20 protein-coding genes are annotated in these 21,743 nt (G+C 40.1%); 15 read left to right on the top strand and 5 right to left on the bottom strand.

From position 1 onward, the window contains the following. Positions 1-100: 100 nt before the first annotated feature. Positions 101-943, bottom strand: a complete 843-nt coding sequence (locus MTT09_RS09940; protein ID WP_429803681.1) for a DUF3737 family protein — start codon at positions 941-943, stop codon at positions 101-103. 123 nt (positions 944-1,066) lie between these two features. On the opposite strand from MTT09_RS09940, the gene dcd reads away from it, so the two are divergent. The 8 genes from dcd to MTT09_RS09900 all read left to right on the top strand — a co-directional run bounded on the left by dcd (position 1,067) and on the right by MTT09_RS09900 (position 8,975). Continuing rightward, on the top strand, positions 1,067-1,627 hold the full coding sequence (dcd, locus tag MTT09_RS09935; protein WP_002939953.1) for a dCTP deaminase: 561 nt from the start codon (positions 1,067-1,069) through the stop codon (positions 1,625-1,627). Between the two features lie 216 nt (positions 1,628-1,843). Continuing rightward, positions 1,844-2,839 carry a UDP-N-acetylglucosamine 4,6-dehydratase (inverting) gene (pseB, locus tag MTT09_RS09930; RefSeq protein ID WP_009295416.1) on the top strand — a complete coding sequence of 332 codons (996 nt, stop codon included), beginning with the start codon at positions 1,844-1,846 and terminating at the stop codon, positions 2,837-2,839. Beyond that, positions 2,836-3,948: a UDP-4-amino-4,6-dideoxy-N-acetyl-beta-L-altrosamine transaminase gene (gene pseC / locus MTT09_RS09925; RefSeq protein WP_429803680.1), complete on the top strand. Its 1,113-nt coding sequence runs from the start codon at positions 2,836-2,838 to the stop codon at positions 3,946-3,948. Before pseB ends, pseC begins: the two co-directional genes overlap by 4 nt. A 3-nt stretch (positions 3,949-3,951) precedes the next feature. Continuing rightward, positions 3,952-4,629, top strand: a complete 678-nt coding sequence (gene pseF, locus MTT09_RS09920) for a pseudaminic acid cytidylyltransferase (RefSeq protein WP_087583570.1) — start codon at positions 3,952-3,954, stop codon at positions 4,627-4,629. Beyond that, a complete protein-coding gene (pseG, locus tag MTT09_RS09915) occupies positions 4,630-5,502 on the top strand; it encodes a UDP-2,4-diacetamido-2,4,6-trideoxy-beta-L-altropyranose hydrolase (RefSeq protein WP_087583569.1) in 873 nt (290 codons plus the stop codon). Then, positions 5,487-5,945 (top strand): UDP-4-amino-4,6-dideoxy-N-acetyl-beta-L-altrosamine N-acetyltransferase, encoded by a 459-nt coding sequence (gene pseH / locus MTT09_RS09910; protein WP_087583568.1) that lies wholly within the window; start codon positions 5,487-5,489, stop codon positions 5,943-5,945. The genes pseG and pseH overlap by 16 nt, the downstream gene beginning before the upstream one ends. 3 nt (positions 5,946-5,948) lie before the next feature. After that, positions 5,949-6,977 carry a pseudaminic acid synthase gene (gene pseI, locus MTT09_RS09905; protein WP_429803679.1) on the top strand — a complete coding sequence of 343 codons (1,029 nt, stop codon included), beginning with the start codon at positions 5,949-5,951 and terminating at the stop codon, positions 6,975-6,977. 9 nt (positions 6,978-6,986) lie between these two features. After that, entirely contained in the window at positions 6,987-8,975 is a 1,989-nt protein-coding gene (locus MTT09_RS09900) for a motility associated factor glycosyltransferase family protein (RefSeq protein ID WP_429803678.1), read from the top strand. A gap of 249 nt (positions 8,976-9,224) precedes the next feature. Here MTT09_RS09900 and MTT09_RS09895 read toward each other — a convergent pair whose 3' ends face one another. Beyond that, the gene (locus tag MTT09_RS09895; protein WP_429803677.1) at positions 9,225-10,805 is read right to left on the bottom strand and encodes a flagellin B; all 1,581 of its coding nucleotides are present in this window, start codon (positions 10,803-10,805) and stop codon (positions 9,225-9,227) included. A 202-nt stretch (positions 10,806-11,007) separates the two neighbouring features. Here MTT09_RS09895 and topA point away from each other — a divergent pair, with 202 nt between their 5' ends. From topA to crcB, 4 genes are all read left to right on the top strand, one after another. Then, complete coding sequence (gene topA, locus MTT09_RS09890) at positions 11,008-13,122, top strand: type I DNA topoisomerase (RefSeq protein WP_429803676.1); 2,115 nt, start codon at positions 11,008-11,010, stop codon at positions 13,120-13,122. A gap of 60 nt (positions 13,123-13,182) precedes the next feature. After that, positions 13,183-13,902, top strand: a complete 720-nt coding sequence (locus MTT09_RS09885) for a leucine-rich repeat domain-containing protein (protein WP_429803675.1) — start codon at positions 13,183-13,185, stop codon at positions 13,900-13,902. A gap of 573 nt (positions 13,903-14,475) precedes the next feature. Next, entirely contained in the window at positions 14,476-15,315 is an 840-nt protein-coding gene (locus MTT09_RS09880) for a biotin synthase (RefSeq protein WP_429803674.1), read from the top strand. Next, positions 15,315-15,668 carry a fluoride efflux transporter CrcB gene (gene crcB / locus MTT09_RS09875; protein WP_107714348.1) on the top strand — a complete coding sequence of 118 codons (354 nt, stop codon included), beginning with the start codon at positions 15,315-15,317 and terminating at the stop codon, positions 15,666-15,668. The genes MTT09_RS09880 and crcB overlap by 1 nt, the downstream gene beginning before the upstream one ends. 207 nt (positions 15,669-15,875) lie before the next feature. On the opposite strand, the gene MTT09_RS09870 is transcribed toward crcB, so the two are convergent. Next, positions 15,876-16,358: a hypothetical protein gene (locus tag MTT09_RS09870; protein ID WP_429803673.1), complete on the bottom strand. Its 483-nt coding sequence runs from the start codon at positions 16,356-16,358 to the stop codon at positions 15,876-15,878. 116 nt (positions 16,359-16,474) lie between these two features. On the opposite strand from MTT09_RS09870, the gene MTT09_RS09865 reads away from it, so the two are divergent. Genes MTT09_RS09865 through MTT09_RS09855 form a run of 3 tightly spaced genes read left to right on the top strand, consistent with a single transcriptional unit; the run spans position 16,475 to position 19,718 of the window. Further along, a complete protein-coding gene (locus MTT09_RS09865) occupies positions 16,475-17,638 on the top strand; it encodes a cation:proton antiporter (RefSeq protein WP_021085423.1) in 1,164 nt (387 codons plus the stop codon). A gap of 2 nt (positions 17,639-17,640) precedes the next feature. Next, a complete protein-coding gene (locus MTT09_RS09860) occupies positions 17,641-18,918 on the top strand; it encodes a citrate synthase (protein WP_429803672.1) in 1,278 nt (425 codons plus the stop codon). Beyond that, positions 18,915-19,718 carry a 3'(2'),5'-bisphosphate nucleotidase CysQ family protein gene (locus MTT09_RS09855; RefSeq protein ID WP_149705200.1) on the top strand — a complete coding sequence of 268 codons (804 nt, stop codon included), beginning with the start codon at positions 18,915-18,917 and terminating at the stop codon, positions 19,716-19,718. The genes MTT09_RS09860 and MTT09_RS09855 overlap by 4 nt, the downstream gene beginning before the upstream one ends. A 2-nt stretch (positions 19,719-19,720) precedes the next feature. Here the strand turns inward: MTT09_RS09855 and MTT09_RS09850 are convergent, their stop codons facing one another. Continuing rightward, complete coding sequence (locus MTT09_RS09850; RefSeq protein ID WP_429803671.1) at positions 19,721-20,185, bottom strand: damage-inducible protein; 465 nt, start codon at positions 20,183-20,185, stop codon at positions 19,721-19,723. Position 20,186: 1 nt separating this feature from the next. Next, a complete protein-coding gene (locus MTT09_RS09845) occupies positions 20,187-21,743 on the bottom strand; it encodes a methyltransferase domain-containing protein (protein ID WP_429803670.1) in 1,557 nt (518 codons plus the stop codon).

The raw sequence follows: 21,743 nt of genomic DNA, 5'->3' as shown, positions 1-21,743 counted from the left end.
AAAAGTTATTAAATTTTACGAAATTTGTAAGATCTTTTATTAGCGAGCTATTTCGGCTTTAGAAATTTAAGTTGTGTAGCAAATGTTTTTTAAAAACAAATCAAATTTCATCCGTGATTATCTCTATTTTGCTTACATCAACCAAGCTGTCATCTATGATAATCTCATCTATCTTGCCAGCTCTTATGACGCCACTTTTTGGATTTTTCACACTTTTTATGCTGCTTTTGGTGCTAACATCTACGCTTGAATACTCAAAAGCAAGGCTTGTATCCATAAAAATGCAATCTTTTACAACCAAATTTTCTACGTAGCAAAGCGCTTGCAAGCTCTTTATCGTGCAGTTTATGAGTGTTACATTTTTCGCGTTCCAGGCTAGGTATTCGCCTGAGATGAGGCAGTTTTGCGCGACCACGTTTTCGCAGTTCCAAAAGGCGTCTTTTGAGATGAGTTTTGAGTTTGTGATGCGAAGATTTTTGCAGCCATCAAAGCAGTAGTTGCCGTCCAAGTTTAGCCCATCAACCTCTAAATTTTCGCTATTTGCCCCAAAGTAATCCCCCTTTGCAAAGACGTTTTTTATCTTCACGTCCTCGCACCCCCAAAGTGTCTCGGCAGCGTCTGAGAAATTTACATTTTCAAGTGAAATTTGCGAGCTTTTTCTAAAGCTTTTTGGAGCATTTATGACCACGTCTTTGAAGCTTAAATTTTTGCTGTACCACATGCCAGCCCTTGCTAGAGGCTCAAGATAGCCGCCATTTAGTGTGATATCGCTTGCGTACCAAAGTGGATATTTGTAGGCAAAAACGCACCCATTTAGCTTTAAATTTGAGCTATGTTTTAGCGGTGACTCGCCATCTTCAAAGATGCAGTTAGTAAAATTTATCCCCTTTGCCCCAAACATCGCGCGTTCTCCTGTGAAAGTTTCGGCCTTTCTTTCTTGCATTTTTGTCCTTTATTAAATTTTTCTCTCAAAATTATACTGATTTTCTCAAAATTTATTGCAAAATGCCATTAAATTTACTTTAAAGACGCAAAGCGTTATAATCGCCCCAAAAAAGGAGCAAAAATGGGTTTAAAATCAGACTCTTGGATAAGGAAAATGTCGGTTGAAAAGAAGATGATCGTGCCATTTGCCGAGGAGCAAGTGGGGCGTGGCGTCGTTAGTTACGGCGTTTCTAGCTATGGCTATGATATCCGCGTGGGCGATGAGTTTAAAATTTTCACAAACATCGGCGGAACAGTCGTTGATCCAAAGAATTTTGATGAGAAAAACGTGGTTGATTTTAAGGGAGATGTCTGCATCGTGCCGCCAAATTCTTTTGCTTTAGCGCGCACGATCGAGTACTTTAACATGCCTGATAATGTGCTAGCGATCTGCCTTGGCAAGAGCACATACGCAAGGTGCGGTATCATCGTAAATGTGACGCCATTTGAGCCTGGATTTAAGGGGCATATCACGATAGAGATCTCAAACACGACGCCGTTACCTGCGAAAATTTATGCAAACGAAGGGATCGCACAGGTGCTATTTATCGAGGGTGATGAGCCTTGTGAGGTGACTTATGCTGATAAAAATGGCAAATACCAAGCCCAAGAAGGCATCACACTACCTAGAATTTTGAAGTAATCTTCATGCCTTTGCGACTTTGCAAAGGCTAAATTTATCGCCCACTTTTTATAAAAACCCTAAACAATAACGAAATTTTGACGAAATAGAAGCTAGAAAGAGCAAAGCTTTGATAAACAAATTTTAAATTTGGCACAGCTTTTGCTTAAAAATTTATAAAAAATAATTCAAATTAGCCATTTATAAATCAAAAAATGACTAGCAAAAAGGCGCAAAATGTTTAACAACAAATCGATATTGATCACTGGCGGAACAGGAAGTTTTGGTAAAAAATACACTGAAATTTTGTTAAAAAAATATAAGCCAAAAAGGCTAGTTATCTACTCACGCGACGAGCTAAAGCAATATGAAATGGCTCAAATGTTTAAAGACAAGGCCATGCGTTTTTTTATCGGCGACGTGAGGGACTATAAGCGCTTAAGAACTGCGATGAATGGCATAGACTACGTCATCCACGCAGCAGCAATGAAACACGTACCAATCGCAGAATACAACCCAATGGAGTGCATCAAAACAAACATAGATGGCGCTCAAAACGTCATCGACGCCTCTTTGGAGTGTGGCGTTAGCAAGGTGATAGCGCTCTCAACCGACAAAGCGTGCAACCCTGTAAATTTATATGGAGCTACAAAGCTAGCCAGTGACAAGCTCTTTGTCGCCGCAAATAACATTGTTGGAGACAAAAAAACAAGATTTAGCGTCGTAAGATATGGAAACGTTGTTGGCTCTCGTGGATCAGTCGTGCCACTTTTTAAAAAGCTGATCGCACAAGGAGAAAAAGAACTTCCTATTACGCATGAGAAGATGACTAGGTTTTGGATCACGCTTGAACAAGGTGTAAATTTCGTTCTTAAAAACTTTGAGAGGATGAAGGGCGGCGAAATTTTCATACCAAAGATCCCGTCAATGACGATGGTCGATCTTGCAAAAGCCCTTGCACCAGACCTTGGCGTCAAGATCATAGGCATTCGCCCAGGCGAAAAGATGCACGAGATGATGATCTCAAGAGATGACGCGCATTTAACTTATGAATTTGATGATTATTACGTGATAAGTCCATCTATTCAGTTTTTAACAGCGCAAGACTTCTCGACAAATGCTCTTCATCAAAAGGGCAAACCAGTTAGTGAGGACTTTGAATATAGCTCAAATACAAATAAAATTTGGCTTGATAGAGCAGGCCTTCTTGAGATGATAGGAGATGCTAAATGATCCCTTACAGCCGTCAGCAGATCACAGAAGAGGACATAAAGGCAGTCACAGATGCCTTAAAAGACGACATCTTAACAGGTGGCCAAAAGGTCAGTAAATTTGAAGAGGAGCTGGCAAAGTATATTGGTGTAAAGCACGTGATCGCTATGAACTCAGCCACTTCAGCCCTGCACGTAGCATATCTTAGCCTGGGCGTAAAGACTGGCGATGAAGTGATCACGACGCCTATCACCTTTGCAGCCACTGCAAATGCGGCTTTGATGGCAGGAGCGCAGGTCAAATTTTGCGATGTAAAAGCAAATGGCAACATCAATGAAGAGAAAATCCCAAATTTGATCACACCAAAAACAAAGGTGATAACTGCGGTTGATTACGGCGGCAACCCTGTGGAGCTAGATCAGATCATAAATTTAGCCAAAAAACACGGCATAAAAGTGATAGACGACGCCTCTCACGCCCTTGGTAGCGTGCAAAACGGCGTAAAAGTGGGCGTTAAGGCTGATATTAGCATATTTAGCTTTCATCCAGTAAAGCCTATCACCACACTTGAAGGCGGCGCGATTGCTACAAACGACGATGAGCTCGCAAGACTTGCAAGGCTTTATAGAAGCCACGGTATCGCTAAAACAAAGCTTTGGGATAGCGACATGAGCCTGCTTGGATATAACTACAGGATAACAGACGTAGCCTGCGCTTTGGGGCTTAGCCAGCTAAAAAGGCTGGACGGCTTTATCGCTAAAAGAAATGAGATAGCTAAATTTTATGATGAGAAATTTAGTGAGTGTGAATACTTTAAAACTATAAAGATCCCAGCAAATACAACTAGCTCAAGGCACCTATATCCAGTGCTTTTGGATGAGAAATTTTGGGATAAAAAAGAGCAAATTTTTGAAGCACTCTTGCAAAAGGGCGTTGGTGTGCAGGTGCATTACAAGCCAACATATAAATTTAGCTTTTATAAAGCGCTGCTTGGCGAAATTTCACTACCAAATGCGGAGAAATTTTATAGCGCTGAGCTTAGCATCCCATGCCATCACGGCATGAGCGTGGATGATGCTAAATTTGTTGCAAGCACGCTTTTTGATGTGCTAAAAAGCTTTAGCGAGTAAAAAATGATCTGCATCATACCAGCAAGAGGCGGCAGTAAGAGAATACCTGGCAAAAATATAAAAGACTTTTTAGGCAAGCCATTAATCGCATATAGCATCGAGGCTGCGTTAAATTCTAAAGTTTTTAGCGAAGTGATCGTAAGCACCGATGATGAAATGATCGCAAATGTGGCTAGAGAATTTGGAGCTAATGTGCCATTTTTTAGAGATGCGAGCTTAAGCGATGACTACGCGACAAGCACTGACGTGATAAAAGACGCGATAAGGCGCGTGAATTCTGACTTTGACGTCTGCTGCCTTTATGCTACAGCACCACTCATAACGGCTGAAATTTTAAAAGAGGCTGCAGGGGAGTTTAAAAAGCAGGAGTGTAAATTTCTATTTTCGGCCACTGCGTTTGATTTTCCTATACAAAGGGCGATAAAAATTGATGAAAACGCTAGAGTTAGCATGTTTTATCCGCAGTTTGAAAAGACACGCTCGCAAGACCTTGAGCCTGCGTTTCATGACGCTGGGGCCTTTTATTTTGGTAAAAAAGAGGCTTGGCTAGAGTGCAGTGCCTTGTTTGCGCCACATTCAAAAGCATATTTGCTGCCAAGAAATTTAGTCTGCGATATCGACACGTTAGAGGATTTTGAGTTTGCTAAAAAGCTTTATTTGATAAATAATGGAAAGATCTGATTGAAAGAATTTAAAGGACTCCCCCTGCTAAAAACGCTAGTGCGCGCTGATAGTAGCAGCAAGATAGGGCATGGGCACATCAGGCGAGACCTTTTGCTTGCTAAAAAATTTAATAACATCTCATTTGCATCTTTAAGGCTTGAAGGTGACATTTTTGATGAGATAAGCTACCCTAAATTTAGCTTAACAAGTGGTGAGATAGATGAGCTTTGCGAGCTTATAAATGATAATAAATTTAAGCTTCTAATAATCGACCACTACGGCTTTAGCTTTGAAGATGAAAGAGCTATAAAAGAAAAAACTGGTGTTAAAATTTTATCATTTGATGATACTTATGAAAAACATTTTACAGACTATATTTTAAACGTAAATTTATATGCGAAAAAGGCAAGATATGAGAGGCTTGTAGAAAAAGGCTGTGAGGTATTTTGCGGAAGCGAGTTTTTGCTAGTTAGAGATGAGTTTTATGAAGAAGCGCAGATAAAAAGGGAGAAAATTTACGACTACGCTATCATTCTTGGAGGCACTGATATCTCAGGGCTAAGTGCTAAAATTTCAGAAAAATTACTCTTAAAAGGGCTAAAAACAGCCGTCATAACAACTAGCGGAAATAAAAACTTAAGCGCACTAAAAGAGCTATCAAGCAAGAGCGAAAATTTTAGTCTTTTTGTAGATAGTAAAAATGTAGCAAGGCTCATGAACGAAGCCAAAATGCTTATCATAACAGCAAGCTCGCTTGTAAATGAGGCTTATGTTTTAGGAGCTAAATTTAAAGCCATTTGCGTAGCGGATAATCAAAAGGAGATCTTTGCTTGGCTCAAAGAAAATGGATATGAAGCTTACTGGGGAGATGAAATTTGCTTGAGCTTATAAATTTTACCTCGCTTAGTGGCGAGCAAAAACTGATGGTCTTAAAGTGGAGAAATGACGAGCGTATAGCCAAATTTATGAAAAATAAAAGCGTTGGCAAAGAGGAGCATTTTGCTTTTTTAGAGAGATTAAAGAGCATTCAAGATAAGATCTACTTTTTAGTAAAAGACGAGGGTGAATTTATCGGAGTGGTGAGCTTCGTTGATATAACGAAAGAAAGCTGCGAATTTGGCGTTTATAAAAACCCAGAGCTCAAAGGTGTGGGCAAAAAGCTGCTTGATCTCATAAAAGACTACGCTTTTTTTACATTAAAAGTTGGCTCGCTAAAGGCAAAAGCTTATAATAACAACGAAAAAGCGCTCGCACTTTATGAAAATTTTGGCTTTAGGATCTACGCAAAAGATGATGAATTTAGCTATCTTGAGCTAAAAAATGAAACGGACTAGCGGATGAAAATAGGAAATTTTGATACAGACAAAAAGGTCTTTATAATAGCAGAGCTCTCTGCTAATCACAGCGGTAGCCTAAAAACGGCGGTAGATACGATAAAGGCGGCTAAGCGCGCTGGAGCTGACGCGATAAAGCTTCAGACATATACGCCTGATAGTTTGACTCTAAATTCGCACCTAGACGACTTTGTCATAAAAGGCGGACTTTGGGATGGGCGAAATTTTTACGAGCTTTACCAAGAGGCACTAACGCCAAAAGAGTGGCATGCTGAGCTTTTTAAAGTGGCAAAAGAAGAGGGGCTTGTCTGCTTTTCAAGCCCGTTTTGCAAGGACGATGCCAACTTTTTAGAGCAGTTTAACCCGCCAGCTTATAAGATCGCAAGCTTTGAGGTGACGGACTATGATTTTGTAGAATTTGTAGCCAAAAAAGGTAGGCCCATCATCATCTCAACTGGCATAGCCTATGAAGAAGAAATAAGAGAGGTGGTGCAAATTTGCAAAAATGCAGGCAATAGTGACATCGCCCTTTTAAAATGCACTTCAAGCTACCCAGCGCCACTAAATGGTATGAATTTACAAACCATTGCTGACATGAGAGAGAAATTTGGCGTTGAGGTTGGCTTTTCAGATCATACTCTAGGTGCGACAGCTCCAGTAGTGGCTGTTAGTTTGGGCGCTAGGATAGTTGAAAAACATTTTATACTTGATAAAAGCGTAAAGAGCGTTGATAGCGCATTTAGCCTTGATGAAAGCGAATTTGCTCTTATGACAAAGTGTGTTAGAGAGGCTGAGGAGCTTTTGGGCGTGGTAAACTACGAGTTAGATGAAAAAGCGCTTTTAAACAGGAGATTTTCACGCTCGCTTTATGCAAGTGCAGATATTAAAAAAGGTGAAATTTTTAGTGATCAAAATATAAGAAGTGTACGCCCAGGATATGGTCTGCATCCTAAATTTTTAAAAGAGCTGATCGGAAAACCATCAAAAAGAGATATCAAATTTAGTGAGAGATTAACAAAAGAGGATTTATAAGGAGGAAAAATGGCTATTAAATTTCATGATGGTGTCGTTGCGCCACAAGAAAAAAGTGAAGAGAGAGCAAAAGAATACGCCCAAACTGTCAATAAAATAGAAAATGCTGTTTTTAGAAATAACCTAAATGCGCTATTTTCTCAAGACGAGATCTTAGCTACTAGGCTCTTTTCTTTGGGCGAGCAAAAAAACTACGAAGTGTTTATCGGCAAAGATCCGATCGATATAAACATAATAGACAAAAAAACTCTATCTTATCTTTATGAAAAGCCAGCTTCTGATATACAAAATATGCTTGAAGGGCTTGGCTCTCAGTGCAAGCGCTACCCAGTGATGTTCTTCTATGGACTTGGCAACGGAGTGTTTTACAAAGCTTTGCTTTATAACCAAACTCACCAGCATATTATTGTCGTCGAGCCAGATCTTGAGATACTTTACATCACATTAAATTTAGTCGATCTATCAAAAGAGTTGCTTAGCGAAAGACTTATCATTTTCTATTCAGAGCTAACAACTTATTCACAAATTTATCAGCTTATGATAGGTCAGGTTTATTCAGTATATGCCAAAACCTATAACTTTCATGTTCATACGCCTTTTTATGATAAATTTGCAGATGACTACAATAGAATAAACCAATATTTTGTAAGAGCCATTTCACAAGTCGTAGCATCACATGGAAATAGTGTAGATGACTTGCTTCAAGGTGTTAGAAACAACACCGAGAACCTGCCTCAGCTTATAAAGGGCTATGTCTATCAAGACCTCATAAAAAAACGAAAAGGCCTTATGGATACGGCTGTGATAGTAGCTACTGGACCAAGCCTAGATAAACAGCTTGATACGCTTAAGAAATTTGCCCCTTATGTTACTGTTATTAGCCTAGATGCCTCTTTGCCGATACTTGCAAAGCACGGCATCAAGCCAGACTATGTTACGTCTATAGAAAGAGTTATAGAAACATCGAGCTTTTTTAAAAAGAGAAATGGAAATTTGGATAAAGACGCATACTTTATCGTAGCATCGCTAACACACCCTCAAAGTGTGAAAAACATCTTGCCAAGACGCCTAGTGCTTACGCTTCGCCCACAGGCTGAATGCTCTATGGGTTTAAACAAGCATGGCTATCTTGGCATAGGACTTAGCACGGCAAATCAGGCCTATCAACTAGCTTATGTGTTAGATCATAAAAATATAGTCTTGATAGGTCAAGACCTAGCCTTTGCACCAGATGGCAAAAGCCACGCAACAGGACATGCGTTTGCCCAGGCAGATGAAAATTTATACACTACAGCTTACGGCGGAATAGGCGAGGTTAGGACGACTTATGTTTGGGATAAATTTAAAAACCAATATGAATCAGACATCGAGTCAACAAATAAAAAAGGCATAAAAAACTACAACTGCACAGAAGGCGGCGCTATGATAAAAGGCACCATTGAAAAACCTTTTGTTCAAGTTATGGAGGAGCTAACTCGTGGTAAAGAGCTAAAAAATTTACCTCACATTAGTTTTCCTAATGAAAAAACCATAAAAAAAGAGCTTTTGCAAGCCTATAAATTTATACAAACTAAGATCAAATTTGAAGAAGAGGTAAAACAAAAGCTTGAAGAGGTCTTTTTAGAAGTCGCTCCAGATATAGACAAAATGATAGAGATAAGAGATAAAGGCGAGCTTAGCGAGAAGCATTTTAAGAAGTTATTATCTATAACAAAAAAGATAGATAAAGCTAAGGAATTTGCAGGAAGGCAAAAGTATAGAAGATATATCGAATACATCTTGTCTATCTCCGTATATTACCAAGAGCTTGAGCTGGCTAAAATTTCAGTTGAGCCTAGTGATACGACTATACAAAAGGTAAATAAACTAGCAGAGTGGGTAGAGATGCATAAGTATTGGCTATTTTCTCTAGCTGGTGGCTTAGATGCTGAGATAAAAACTACAAAAAAAGCTAGTAAAAATTTAATTAAGGAAGTTAAAAAGCTTGGACTTATATAAGCCAAGCTTTTTAAACATAGACAAACCAAATCCCCAAATAATTTTATAAAAAGCCTTTAAAGTTTTCTATCTTTGGAGGCTTTTATTTAAAACACTATTTTACATATTGATTTTACTGCTTATAAATTTAAAAAGCCCCAAAGCTAGGCTTTGAGGCTTGGGGGTTTGCGTATTGTAAAAGCATTAACACATTTGAGGCTTCGCTACTGCAACAAAGCCTCTATTAAAAACTTAATTTAACTAGCTACGTTATTGTAGAAGTTTCATTACGTTTTGCTGTACGCTGTTTGCTTGACTCATAGCATAAGCACCTGATTGAGCTAGGATGTTATGTTTTGAGAAGTTAGCAGACTCGCTAGCAAAATCTACGTCCCTGATTTGTGATTCTGCTGATTTTACGTTAACTTGAGTTACAGTTATGTTATTAACTGTAGCTTGAAGTTGGTTTTGAACTGAACCAAGGTCTGAACGAATTTGGTCAAGTGTTTTTTGAGCTGACTCAGCGATACTCATAACAGCCATCGCACCAGTTAATGTCATAACACCAGCACTTTGGTTAGATGTCATAGCACCACTATTGTTCATTCTAGTAAAGCCCATAGCAGCAGCTAGAGTTTTATCTATCTGACCTTTGATCTCACGCAAAGAAACAGATGCTTGAGCACCACCGTTACTTTTTGCCTTAGATGACATACTAAAGGCTACTGATAGACCGCCTAGTGTATTACCAGCGGCACCAGTGCTAACTTTGATATCACGACCATCAAGTTTAACTAGGTTTAGTCTTCCGATAAACATAGTAGATAGTGCTGCGCCCATTTTTGTAAGGTCATCGCCTTTACCAGCATAACCAAAAACAGCAGACATGTTGTTTGCAACATTAGCTGCATCTGCTTTTGATTTAGCTTGTATAGCGCGGCCATCTACTGATGTAAGCACTAGCTTGCCTTTGTCAAGTGAAGCTGTTACGCCAGTTTGGTCTTTAACAGCATTGATAGCATTTATAAGTGCGCCATTTTCGTCATTTGCTTTAACGCTGATGTCACCTATGATAACATCGTTTATAGTTAGGTCTTTTAACTCACCAGCTTTAATAGCATCTTTGCCTTTCCATGTAACATCATAAGTAGCACGAACGCCAGTTTCGTTTGCAACTTTGTTGATGTTCTCTGCTAGAGCACCTACGCCTTTACCAAGGCCAGTTGAGAGAGTAGCAGCTTGAACTTTTACGTTGTTTACACCATCTACGTTTACAAATGTAAGGCTGATTGCACCTGCTACTGTTTTAGTAAGTAGTTTTGAGCTCTCAAAACGTGTAAGACCGATCTTATCAGATGTAGTCGCACCAATACTTGCTTTAACAGTTTGGTTTGAATAAGCACCTATTTGGAATTCTTTGTTAGAGAATGTTCCGTTTAGTAGTTGCTGACCGTTAAATGAAGTAGTGTTACCGATATTGTCAAGCTCTTCCATTAGACGAACGATATCAGCTTGCAATGCTTGGCGTGATTGAGTTGTTTGGCCGTCTTGAGCTGACTGAGTAGCTTTAGCTTTGATAGTGTCAAGAACTTTTAACTGCTCGTCCATAGCTTTGTCGGCAACTTGAATGATACCAATAGCATCATTACCATTTGCAATAGCTTGACCTAGAGCTGAAGCTTGGCTTCTTAAGCTATCTGCGATAGATAGACCTGAAGCGTCATCTGCAGCTGTTTGGATACGAAGACCTGAGCTAAGTTTGTTAAGTGACTTAGATAGGTCAGTGTTGTTGCTAACTGCGTTAGCGTGTGTGTTAAGTGCGTTTACGTTTGTGTTAATACGAAAACTCATTGTAAATCCTTTTATGTTTTAAGTTACGACTTCATGTCGCACGAAAACTATATCGATCGGTTTTTAAAAAAGTTTAGAGTTATGCATAAAAATTTTTTATAAAAAACAAAAATTGCGCTCCATCTAAAAATTTTTTGCATGTTACACTCTAAAAAATTATTTCTGCTACAATTACGCCAAAAAATTTAAAGGCTATATATAAATGAAAAGCTTAATCATCGTAGAGTCGCCCGCAAAAGCAAAGACTATCAAAAATTTCTTAGACAAAAGCTACAACGTTATCGCCTCAAAAGGCCACATCAGAGACCTGCCAAAAACTAGCTTTGGCATCAAGATAGAGGATGATAAATTTACCCCAGAGTATCGCATCAGCAGCGATCACTCCGCCATCGTAAAAGAGATAAAAGAACTTGCAAAGGGTGCAGATGAAATTTACCTCGCGACCGATGAGGATAGAGAGGGTGAGGCGATCGCGTTTCACATCGCAAATGCCATCGGTAAAGAGCCAACCAGTCTGCCTCGCATCGTCTTTCACGAGATCACCAAAAGCGCCATACAAAACGCTCTAAAAAGTCCAAGACATGTCGATATGAACAGTGTCAATGCCCAGCAAACAAGGCGCTTACTGGACCGCATCGTTGGCTACAAGCTAAGCCCACTTTTAAATTTAAAGATACAAAAAGGCTTAAGCGCTGGACGTGTGCAAAGTGCAGCGCTAAAGATAATAGTAGATCGCGAGCGTGAAATCCAGGCATTTAAACCGGTTGAATACTACACTATCGACACCGTTTTTAAAAAAGATCTAGACGCTGAGCTAGTTAAATTTGAAAACCAAAAGATCGAAAAGCTTACTATCCAAAACCCAGATCGCGCAAAATATATCATTGAAAATTTACAAAATGAGAAATTTAGCGTCCGTGAGATCGAGAGCAAGGATAGAAAGATCCAGCCAAGCCCGCCATTTATGACTTCAACCCTTCAGCAAAGTGCGAGCAACCGCCTTGGCTTTAGCCCCAAGAAAACGATGATGATCGCGCAAAGCCTCTATGAGGGCGTGCAAACAAACGAGGGCTTCATGGGTGCGATCACTTACATGAGAACAGATAGCTTAAATTTAGCCAAAGAGGCCGTCGCAGCCGCTAGAGAGCATATCCTGCAAAACTACGGCAAAGAGTATCTGCCAGCCAAAGCGATAAGCTACACAACAAGCTCAAAAGGCGCGCAAGAAGCCCACGAAGCGATCCGCCCTACAAATTTAGGCTTCACACCGCAAATCGCAGCTAAATTTTTAGAAAAAGATGCGCTCAAACTCTACACGCTCATCTACAATAGATTTTTAGCCTGCCAAATGAGCGCATGTGTGAGCCAAACGCAAAACGTCTATGTCGCAAGCGAAAAAGGTGAGTTTAAGATAAGTGGCAGAAAGGTGCTATTTGACGGCTTTTACAAGGTTTATGGCGAGCTTGATAAGGATAAAATTTTGCCAAATTTAAAAAAGGGCGACGAGATGAGTTTGCAAAGCATAAAAAGCACGCAAAACTTCACCGAGCCACCAGCTAGGTACTCTGAGGCTGGCCTTGTTAAAAAGCTAGAGAGCCTAGGCATCGGCCGCCCAAGCACCTACGCACCGACCATCTCGCTACTAACATCAAGAGACTACGTGAGGATCGAGAAAAAACAGCTCATACCAAACGAGATCGCATTTAGCATGATAGGCGTTTTGGAGGAGCACTTTAGCAACATCGTCGATAGCGAATTTACTTCACATCTTGAAGAAAAACTAGATGAGATCGCGCTTGACAAGGCTGACTGGCAAAAGGTGCTAAGCGATTTTTACTATCCATTTATGGAAAAAATAAGCGCTGGCAAAACTGGCATAAAAAGCCTAAAAACAGCCACTCCGATCGGCGAGAAGTGCCCAGAGTGCGGAAGCGAGCTAGTGCTTAGAAAGGGCAGATACGGCGAGTTTATCGCTTGTTCAAATTTCCCAAAATGCAAATACTCAAGAAACGTCGCAAAAGATAATGAAAAGAGCGCAGAAACTGGCACCACAACGGCAGCTAAGCCAAAACGCGAGCTTAAAAAGCTTGACGTGCCATGTCCAAAGTGTGGCGGCGAGATCGTCGAGAGATTTAGCAGGCGCGGTAAATTTTATGGATGTGCCAACTATCCAAAATGCGACTTCATCTCAAACTACGAGCCAGTCGCACAAAAATGCGACGAGTGCGGCGGAGATATGATCAAAAAAGAGCTTAAAAAAGGCACTTTTATAGAGTGCACAAAGTGCAAGAAAAAGACACTTATCTCTGAAAACTAAAAATTTCTAGCCAAATTTAAGCCCTTGAGCCTAAATTTGGCTTATAAATTTGGACTTTAAATGCCTGAAACCATCATAGAAGTTAGTCAGTATAAAGGGCAAAATAGCCTTGTGATAAACTGCACGCAGCTAGGAGATAGCTTCACGCCGCAGTATAAAACCACCAAGCAAAAAAGAGCGGTGCTTGATGAGTGGTGCGACTTTTTAAGAAGCGAGCAAGAGGCCTTTCATGAGCTTAGCTTTTGCACCAAAATGCCTCAAGAGCTCTTTGACGCGGTCTGCTGCCAAAGAAATTTAAAGAGCCTTCACATCAAATGGGGCTCGTATGAGAGCCTTGATGCGCTGGCAAATCTTTCTAGCCTAAAGAGCCTTTTTATAGGCTCTGGTGCAAGTGTAAAAAGCATCGCACCGATCGCGACGCTTACTGGACTTGAAAGCCTTGCGGTGGAGAATTTTCAAAAGATAAGCGACTACTCTGCGCTTTCAAATTTGCAAAATTTAAAGAACCTAGAGATCAGTGGCGACGGACTTTCGCCTAAATTTATCCACATCGAAAGCTTAGAGTTCTTACGCCAGATGTCCGGGCTAACCAGCCTTGTCATTTTAACGGCTAGGCTAAAGAGCAAGGACTACTCGCCTATCTTGTCTCTAAAATCCCTCACTCACCTCAGTCTGCCACCACAGCACGCACTTTTTGGACTTTTTGACGAGCTTAATGCTTTGCCAAATTTAAAAACAGGTCTTTTAAAAGAGAGAGCGGAAATTTATAAGAAAAGATGATGCTGTAAATTTAAGTTTTTGCCAGACTTGCGGTAAATTTGATGGTTTTAGGCAAATTCCAAAATTCCATTCACTCGCAAGAATTGACTACTAAAATTTGGCTTCGCTTGCAGCTTAGCTCAAATTTTAGAGCCGAAATTACTCGTTCATGAAATTTTAAAATTTGATAGAGTTTTAAAACGCATGCTGCATGATAGTGCTATTGCATGCCACTTCTAACGTCGTCGGTGTTAGGGGATTGTTAAGGGGGAAGGGAGCGACTTCGTAATTCAAGCCTCTTCCCCCTTAACAAAAAAAACGAAATTTAAATTTCTAAAAAATCTACTTTTGCAAATTTTAAATTTACTTGACACTTATTTGACTTGAGAAAGCAAATTTGCAAATTTTAAAATCTTACCCACTCGCCTTAGCAGACTACTAAATTTAGGCTGCACTACGTTTAGTACTAAATTTAGAGCCGTGATATGCCAGCTCTAATTTTAAAATTTATCCGTTTTTCTTGTAAATTCAAGACGATTATACTTAAAATTTAAACCTATCAAGGCTATAATACGCCCCAAAAAAGGATAAAAAATGAAAACAATCATGCTTTGTGCGATATGCTCTGTCACACAAGGAAACTGCGGCGAAGACTGCGCTTATTGCACACAAAGTGCCAAAACTGGCGCTGATATCACGAAATTTAAAGAAAAAAGCGTGCAGCAGGTGGTGGACGAGGCCAAAATGGCTTATAAAAACCACGCTCTTGGCTTTTGTTTAGTCACAAGTGGTGCTAGGCTAAATGATAAAAAGACCAATTACATCGCATCTTTAGCAAGAGCCGTGAGCAAAGAAGTGCCAAATTTGATGCTCATCGCATGTAACGGCATGGCGACTTACGAGCAGCTTTGCGAGCTCAAAAATGCTGGCGTTTTTAGCTACAACCACAACCTAGAAACAAGCCGTGAGTTTTTCCCCAAAATCTGCACAACCCACTCATGGGACGAGAGATATCAGACAAATTTAGACGCAAAAAGGGCTGGGCTCATGCTTTGCACTGGCGGCATTTACGGCGTTGGCGAGAGCGAGGCCGACAGGGTGAGCTTTAGAGCCAGCCTAAAAGAGCTTGAACCATTTTCGTCGCCTATAAATTTTTTTATAAAAAGTGACGCACTAAGGCTTGATCTGCCGCCTCTTAGTGCGGATGAAGCCCTAAAAATCGTGCGTGAGGCCAAAAGCGCGCTACCAGAAACTAGGGTCATGATAGCTGGCGGCAGGGAGAAGATATTGGGCGATAGGCAGTACGAGATCTTTGAAAATGGCGCAGATGCGATCGTGATAGGCGACTATCTCACCGCAAAAGGCGAGAAGGCAAGCAAGGACATCGAGGAGCTTACAAAGCGCGGTTTTAGCTTTGCAAGTATCTGCCACTAATGCTTGTAAATTTACTTTTTGCGGGGCTTGGAGGCTTTATCGGAGCTGGGTGCAGGTTTTTAGCTGGGGAGCTGCTAAAATTTAGCCACTTTCCGCTAGCCACGCTTGGCGTAAATGTGCTTGGCAGCTTCATTATCGGCGTATTATTTTGCCTAAATTTAAGCCAAAGCGTGAGAGTGTTCTTAGTCGTTGGCATACTTGGCGGCTTTACCACGTTTTCAAGCTTTAGCCTTGATAGCGTGAAATTTCTACTAGAAGGCGAACTCGTAAAAGGCTTTTTAAATATAATTTTAAATTTAAGCCTTTGCCTGCTCGCAAGCTATCTTGGCATTTTGCTTGGTAAGAATTTGTGAGGTTTTTAAGGTACGCAATAAAATAACTTTATCTATGCCATTTTGCAAATTTTAAAATCTTACTCGCTCGCAAGAATTGGCTACTAAAATTTGACTTCGCTTACTGCTTAGCTCAAATTTTAGAGCCGAAATTACTCGTTCATGAAATTTTAAAATTTATCGTATTTTTAACCCCATGCAGTGCGAAGCGCCGCCACATGCGCCTCTCTACCTAGCCTCTACCTTTGGCATCTGTAGCATAAAATTTCTAGCTTCGCTTAGAAGTACCGGTTTAAGCGCATCTGCTAAGGTTTTTGGATCGTAAATCCTCTCATACGAAAGCATCATAACTCCATCTTTTTTAATTAAAAAGTGGATTATTTCTATATTTTTGCTCTTAGTTTCATCTTTTATGAGGGCTAAAATTTGATCATTTTCTTCACTAAAAAGCACGTTTTTATCTTGCTTAAGAGCTCTTTTTAGCTCTTCCAGCTCGTTTTTTGTCTTGACATCTTTGTCAAACTTTACCTTAAAAGCGGCAAAGTGCTCGTCCATGTTTTCATTTTTTAAAAAGTAAAAACTCTCATTTTTAACCACTTGCTTTTTATAAAATGTGCTGCCATCAAATCTAAAACTCTCAACTAAATTTAGCTCGCCTGCCAAAGAAAAGACGCCAAAAAATATCAAAATAAAAAGGCTAAATTTACGCATAAAATTTCACTCCAAATTTCTAAAAATAGCCGCCATTTTGCCCAAATTTTGCTTAGCTTAATCAAAAAATAACAAAGCTTTTTATACAATCAGGCATTTTTATTTTAAGGATCTTTTTGCAGTTACACCAAGCAAGCGAGCTTAGCATCCTTGTCGTTTTGGCATTTATCGTCTTTGCTTCGCCTTATATTTCTAAAATTTTACGCATCCCAGTCGCACCTGCTGAGATACTACTTGGAGCGGTTGCCGGCTACATCGGAGTCGTTGGCGACAACGAGATGTTTAAGCTCATCAGCGAAGTTGGCTTTTTCTTTTTGATGTTTCTAGCTGGCATGGAGATTGATCTTAGGATGCTCATAAACATCGACCGTAAAATTTTGCGCCTCGGGCTCATCTATCTAGCGCTCATCTACGCTCTAGCCACGGCCCTGACGCTAGGACTTGAGCTTAGCCTGCTTTACATCATCATCATCCCGATAATGGCCGTTGGTATGGTATTTACGCTATTTAAGGAGTATGGCAAGCAGCAAGAGTGGCTAAATTTAAGCATGCTAATAGCAACTATCGGTGAGCTTTTAAGTATCACACTTCTAACATTTACCGCTGCTTACTTGCAGTTTGGAGCGAGCATAAATTTATGGCTAACGATTGGCTATTTGATCCTATTTTTGGCTATCAGCGTGCTTAGCTTTAAAATTTTGGACGTGCTTTTTTGGTGGTATCCGGGGCTTAAAGTGGTGCTCATGCCGCACTACGACAAGGATGAGAAGGACATCAGGCTTTGCATCGCGGTATTTTTCACGATGATAGCCTTGATGCTATATCTAAATTTAGAAGTAGCCTTTGGTGCGTTTATCGCAGGTATGTTTATCACGACATTTTTTGATCACAAAAAGGACTTGCCACACAAGCTTTCAAGCTTTGGATTTGGCTTTTTGGTGCCGATATTTTTCATCCACATAGGCTCTACCTTTAAGCTTTCAAGCCTAGGATCTAGCGAAGTGATAAAGGATGCTATTTTTATATTTTTAGCGATGCTTGGCACGAGAGTTGTATCTAGTTTGCTCTTTTTGGGCAAGCTTGGCTTTAGAGGGATATTTTTATTTTCAGTTTCGCAGTCTATGCCGCTCACTCTTTTGATCGCAGTTGCTACTATCGCACACAAATCAGGCGAGATAAGTGACTATTCTTACTCATCTTTCATCCTAGCAAGCCTCGCACAAGCTATAATAGGAGCTATAATCATCAAAATTTTAATGCAATCAAAAAGCAAGGAGTAAAAATGTCATCAAACACAGCCACACTAATCGACAACCGAACTGGCAAGAGCTATGAATTTCCTATCCTAAAAGGCACGATGGGGCCAGACGTCATCGACATATCGACCTTCTTTAGCGACACTGGGATGTTTACATTTGATCGGGGCTACACCTCAACTGCGATGTGCCGCTCAGCCATAACCTACATCGATGGCCTAAAGGGCGAGCTCATGTATAGGGGCTACGACATCGCGTATTTGGCTGAAAATAAGACATTTTTAGACGTTGCCTACCTACTTTTAAACAAAGATCTGCCAACGAGCGAGCAATACAGGGGCTTTAAAGATGAGCTTAAAAAAAGGAGCTTCATACATGAGGGCATGATGAAGCTTTTTGATGCATTTCCAGACAAGGCGCACCCTATGGCGATCTTGCAAGCAGCAGTCTCAGCGCTAAGTGCCTTTTACTCAGACCACCTAAATATGGATAAACCTGAAGAGTATCACGAGATGGCTATGCGTATCATCGCCAAGATCCCAACGATAGCGGCCTTTAGCTACCGCTATTCACGCGGACTTCCTATCATCTATCCAAATTTAGATCGTGGCTTTACTGAAAATTTCCTCTACATGATGAGGGGCTATCCATACGAACACGTCGATCTTAAGCCTATCGAGATAAAGGCGCTTGATACGGTCTTTATGCTCCACGCTGACCACGAGCAAAACGCCTCGACTACGACTGTTAGGACTGTTGGCTCTACGCACGCGCACCCATACGCATGTATAAGCGCAGGTATCGGCGCACTTTGGGGCTGGGCTCATGGCGGAGCAAACGAGGGTGTCATCCGCCAGCTTGAAGAGATCGGCTCGGTCGCAAATGTCGATAAATACATCGCTAGAGCAAAGGATAAGAACGATCCATTTAGGCTAATGGGCTTTGGCCACAGGGTCTATAAAAACTTTGACCCTCGCGCAAAGGTGCTTAAAAAGATGAGAGATCAGCTGATGGATGAGATCGGCATTAGCTCAGAGCTTATAAAGATCGCCAACCGCATCGAAGAGATCGCGCTAAATGACGACTACTTTGTAAGTAGAAATTTATATCCAAATGTTGACTTTCACTCAGGGCTCATCTTAAAGGCGCTTGGCATACCAAATAATATGTTTGCCGTAATCTTTGTCATCGGTAGGACGCCAGGCTGGATCAGCCAGTGGATCGAGCTAAAAGAGCAAGAGAGTATAAAGATCGTCCGCCCAAGACAGCTCTACGTCGGAGAGACAAACAGAACACCAAAATGAGCGAACTTTTAAATTTAGCCATCAAGGCAGCCATCAGTGCTGGGGGTGAGATAATGAAATTTTACTCATCTAATAGCCAGGCGCTTAAAGTCTGCCTAAAAGATGATAGCTCGCCGCTAACTAGCGCTGATCTAGCAGCAAATGAGGTGATACTAAAAGAGCTAAGCAAAAGCGGGATAAAAATTTGCTCTGAAGAGAGCATCTTGCAAGATAGCGACAAAGACGAGTTTTGGCTAGTTGATCCCCTTGATGGCACGAAAGAATTTCTAGCTAGAAACGGCGAATTTTGCGTTTGTATAGCGCTTATAAAAGAGGCTAGGCCAGCGCTTGGCGTCATTTTTATCCCAGTTAGCAAAGAGCTTTTTTACGCTGATGAAAACGGCGCTTTTAAAGAAATTTTAGGCGCCAATGATGAGGTCGTAGAAAAACAAGATCTAAATGAAAAAGCTAAAAGCTTAAATAACTTCATCTTTTCAAGCAGAAGAGGCGAGACGAAGAGGGCCACGCTTATAAGAGATAGTTTAAATTTAGAGCAAAAATGCATCGGATCTGCCATTAAATTTTGCCGTTTAGCCGAGCTTGGCGGGATATATGTGAGGTTTAGCCCAAGCTATCTTTGGGACAATGCTGCAGGCGAGGCGGTAGTGAAATTTAGCGGTGGCAAGGTCTTAAACGCTAGCGATAGATGTGAGCCAAGCTACAAGCTAGCTGATCTAAAAAGCCCATTTTACGTAGCTTTTAGCAAAAATGCTTTGGGCTTAGAAGATGAAGTTTTTAGGCTGATAGAGCAGGGCAGATAAGGCTACTTGCACCTTATCTCACCACTCATCTTTAAAAATGCGCTCTCGTTTTGCTTTAAAAATTTATTTGCCGCTTCTAAATCTTGAAATTTATCTTTTAGTCTAATCACCAAAGTGCCACATTTTAGCTCTCTAGCTCGCTCTAAACTAGCATCAAAGCTTTGCGCGAGATCATTTACGCTTTTTATCAAAAGATCGTTTTTACCTAGCTCTTTTACGTTAAATTTAGTGTGTCTCTCAGCTCTTACTACGCCAAGATAGTTTGCGACTTTAGCGTTACTTATGTAGATGAAAACTCCCTCACGCAAGTTGCTGCTAAACGCCACTGCATCATCTTGCTCAAGTATCTTTGCAAGCTCTTCGCCGCCGTAGTTTAGGCTGCTTTTAAGATTTAGATTTTTCACGCTTGGCTTGCTAGCACAACCTGCTAGAAATATACAAAATATAAGAGTTAAAGTTCTTTTCATTTTAAATTTCCTCAAGCAAATAGAGCATACTAGCTATTCTTATAGTGCCTGCCACATAGTTTAATATATTTGATACAACCTTATTTCTTTTTATCTCTTCGCCATTTGCTTCAAATATTTTTACGTCATTTTCTTTTATAAATTTTAAAGCCTTAGACGCAATGTCTTCTAAATTATTTTTACCATCTAATAGTAAAAATATATAGTAATCAACCAAATTTAATCTTTCAGATACACAAAATCTATTTGCAAAACCAATATTTGTCTCTTCTTTATTTTTTAAAAAATACTTAACATAATTTATCAAATTTGGGTTTAGCCTTGAATACCCTGGCCTATACTCTATATCTTTTAGCTCATCTTTTACTATCATTGCGCTTGCTGAGTTAGTTAAAAGCCTTACAAAAGCGCTATAAACTGTAAGCTTATCTTCTGGTAAAATTTCTAAAATTTGAGAGAGGTTTATGCTCGCTGGAAACATCTTGTTAAAAACCTCACAAAGCCAAGATATATCTTGTGGCATAACATTAAATCTATCATACCATCCGTCGTCTCTTTTTATAAAATTTGCCACAACGTGAAGTTTATTTATATCACTTGGTCCTATCTGTTTTGCCTTAATGACCTCAAAAGCATTTTTATGAACGATTAGGCTCTGCCTAAAAAGCTTCATATTTAAAATATCCAAAAACTGCTCACTTTGTATACGATCTGCAAAATGCACATTTTTAAAGTCATCCACAAGAGCATTTCCAAAATCAGGCACAAATACATCTTTCATATCAATATCACAAAGATAAGCTAAGTCAAATTTATCTATTTTTTCGCAAAAATCTTTAAAGTAAAATGGATCATTTATATCCTCCAAAAACTCATGCACTACATAAAAATCATCTTTGCTAAGAATATCATCTATCCAAGTGATAAGCGACTTAATAGGCATAAATTTTTCAAATTCTTCATTATCTCTTTTTAGCAAGACCTCCTTATAAACCAAAAGCGCCTCTTTAGCGGCCTTTAGCCTCTCTTCTGTACTATCCTTATCTTTTGCAGCAAGTAGCATGATATCTCTTATAATATCCTTTACTTTCCAGCCTGGATAGACATTGTAAGAGATAAAAGCCACGCCGTTTTGGCTTAAATTTTCTCTTACAACCCTTAGTATCGCATCTTTTACAAAGTCAGGCACCCAGCTAAATACACCGTGAGCTATGATGTAGTCAAATTTCTCATCACTTTTAAACTCACAGATATCGCCGTGAATTAGCTCTAAATTGCTTAATCCTATCTTTTTTACGATCTCTTTGCCGCGCCTTATCTGCTCACCGCTAAGATCAATGCCAACTACTCTTGCATCTTTATTATTTACAGCAAATGGGATCAAATTTCCACCAAAGCTGCACCCTATCTCAAGCACTTTTGCGTTTTTGCAAGGCGGTGGATTGATGCCAAGAAGTGTGGCGCAAGCCTCTAGTTTATAGGGCGATGACTGCGCAAATGCTGCTGATTTATATGTTAGCTCGTCATAAGACTTTTCGATCTTGTTATTTTTGTCCAT

The sequence above is a fragment of the Campylobacter concisus genome (assembly GCF_050447505.1).
In the GTDB taxonomy this organism is placed as follows: Bacteria; Campylobacterota; Campylobacteria; order Campylobacterales; family Campylobacteraceae; genus Campylobacter_A; species Campylobacter_A concisus_BP.
Note: the sequence above shows the minus strand (reverse complement) of the source record. Positions and strands in the feature narration are given on the sequence as shown.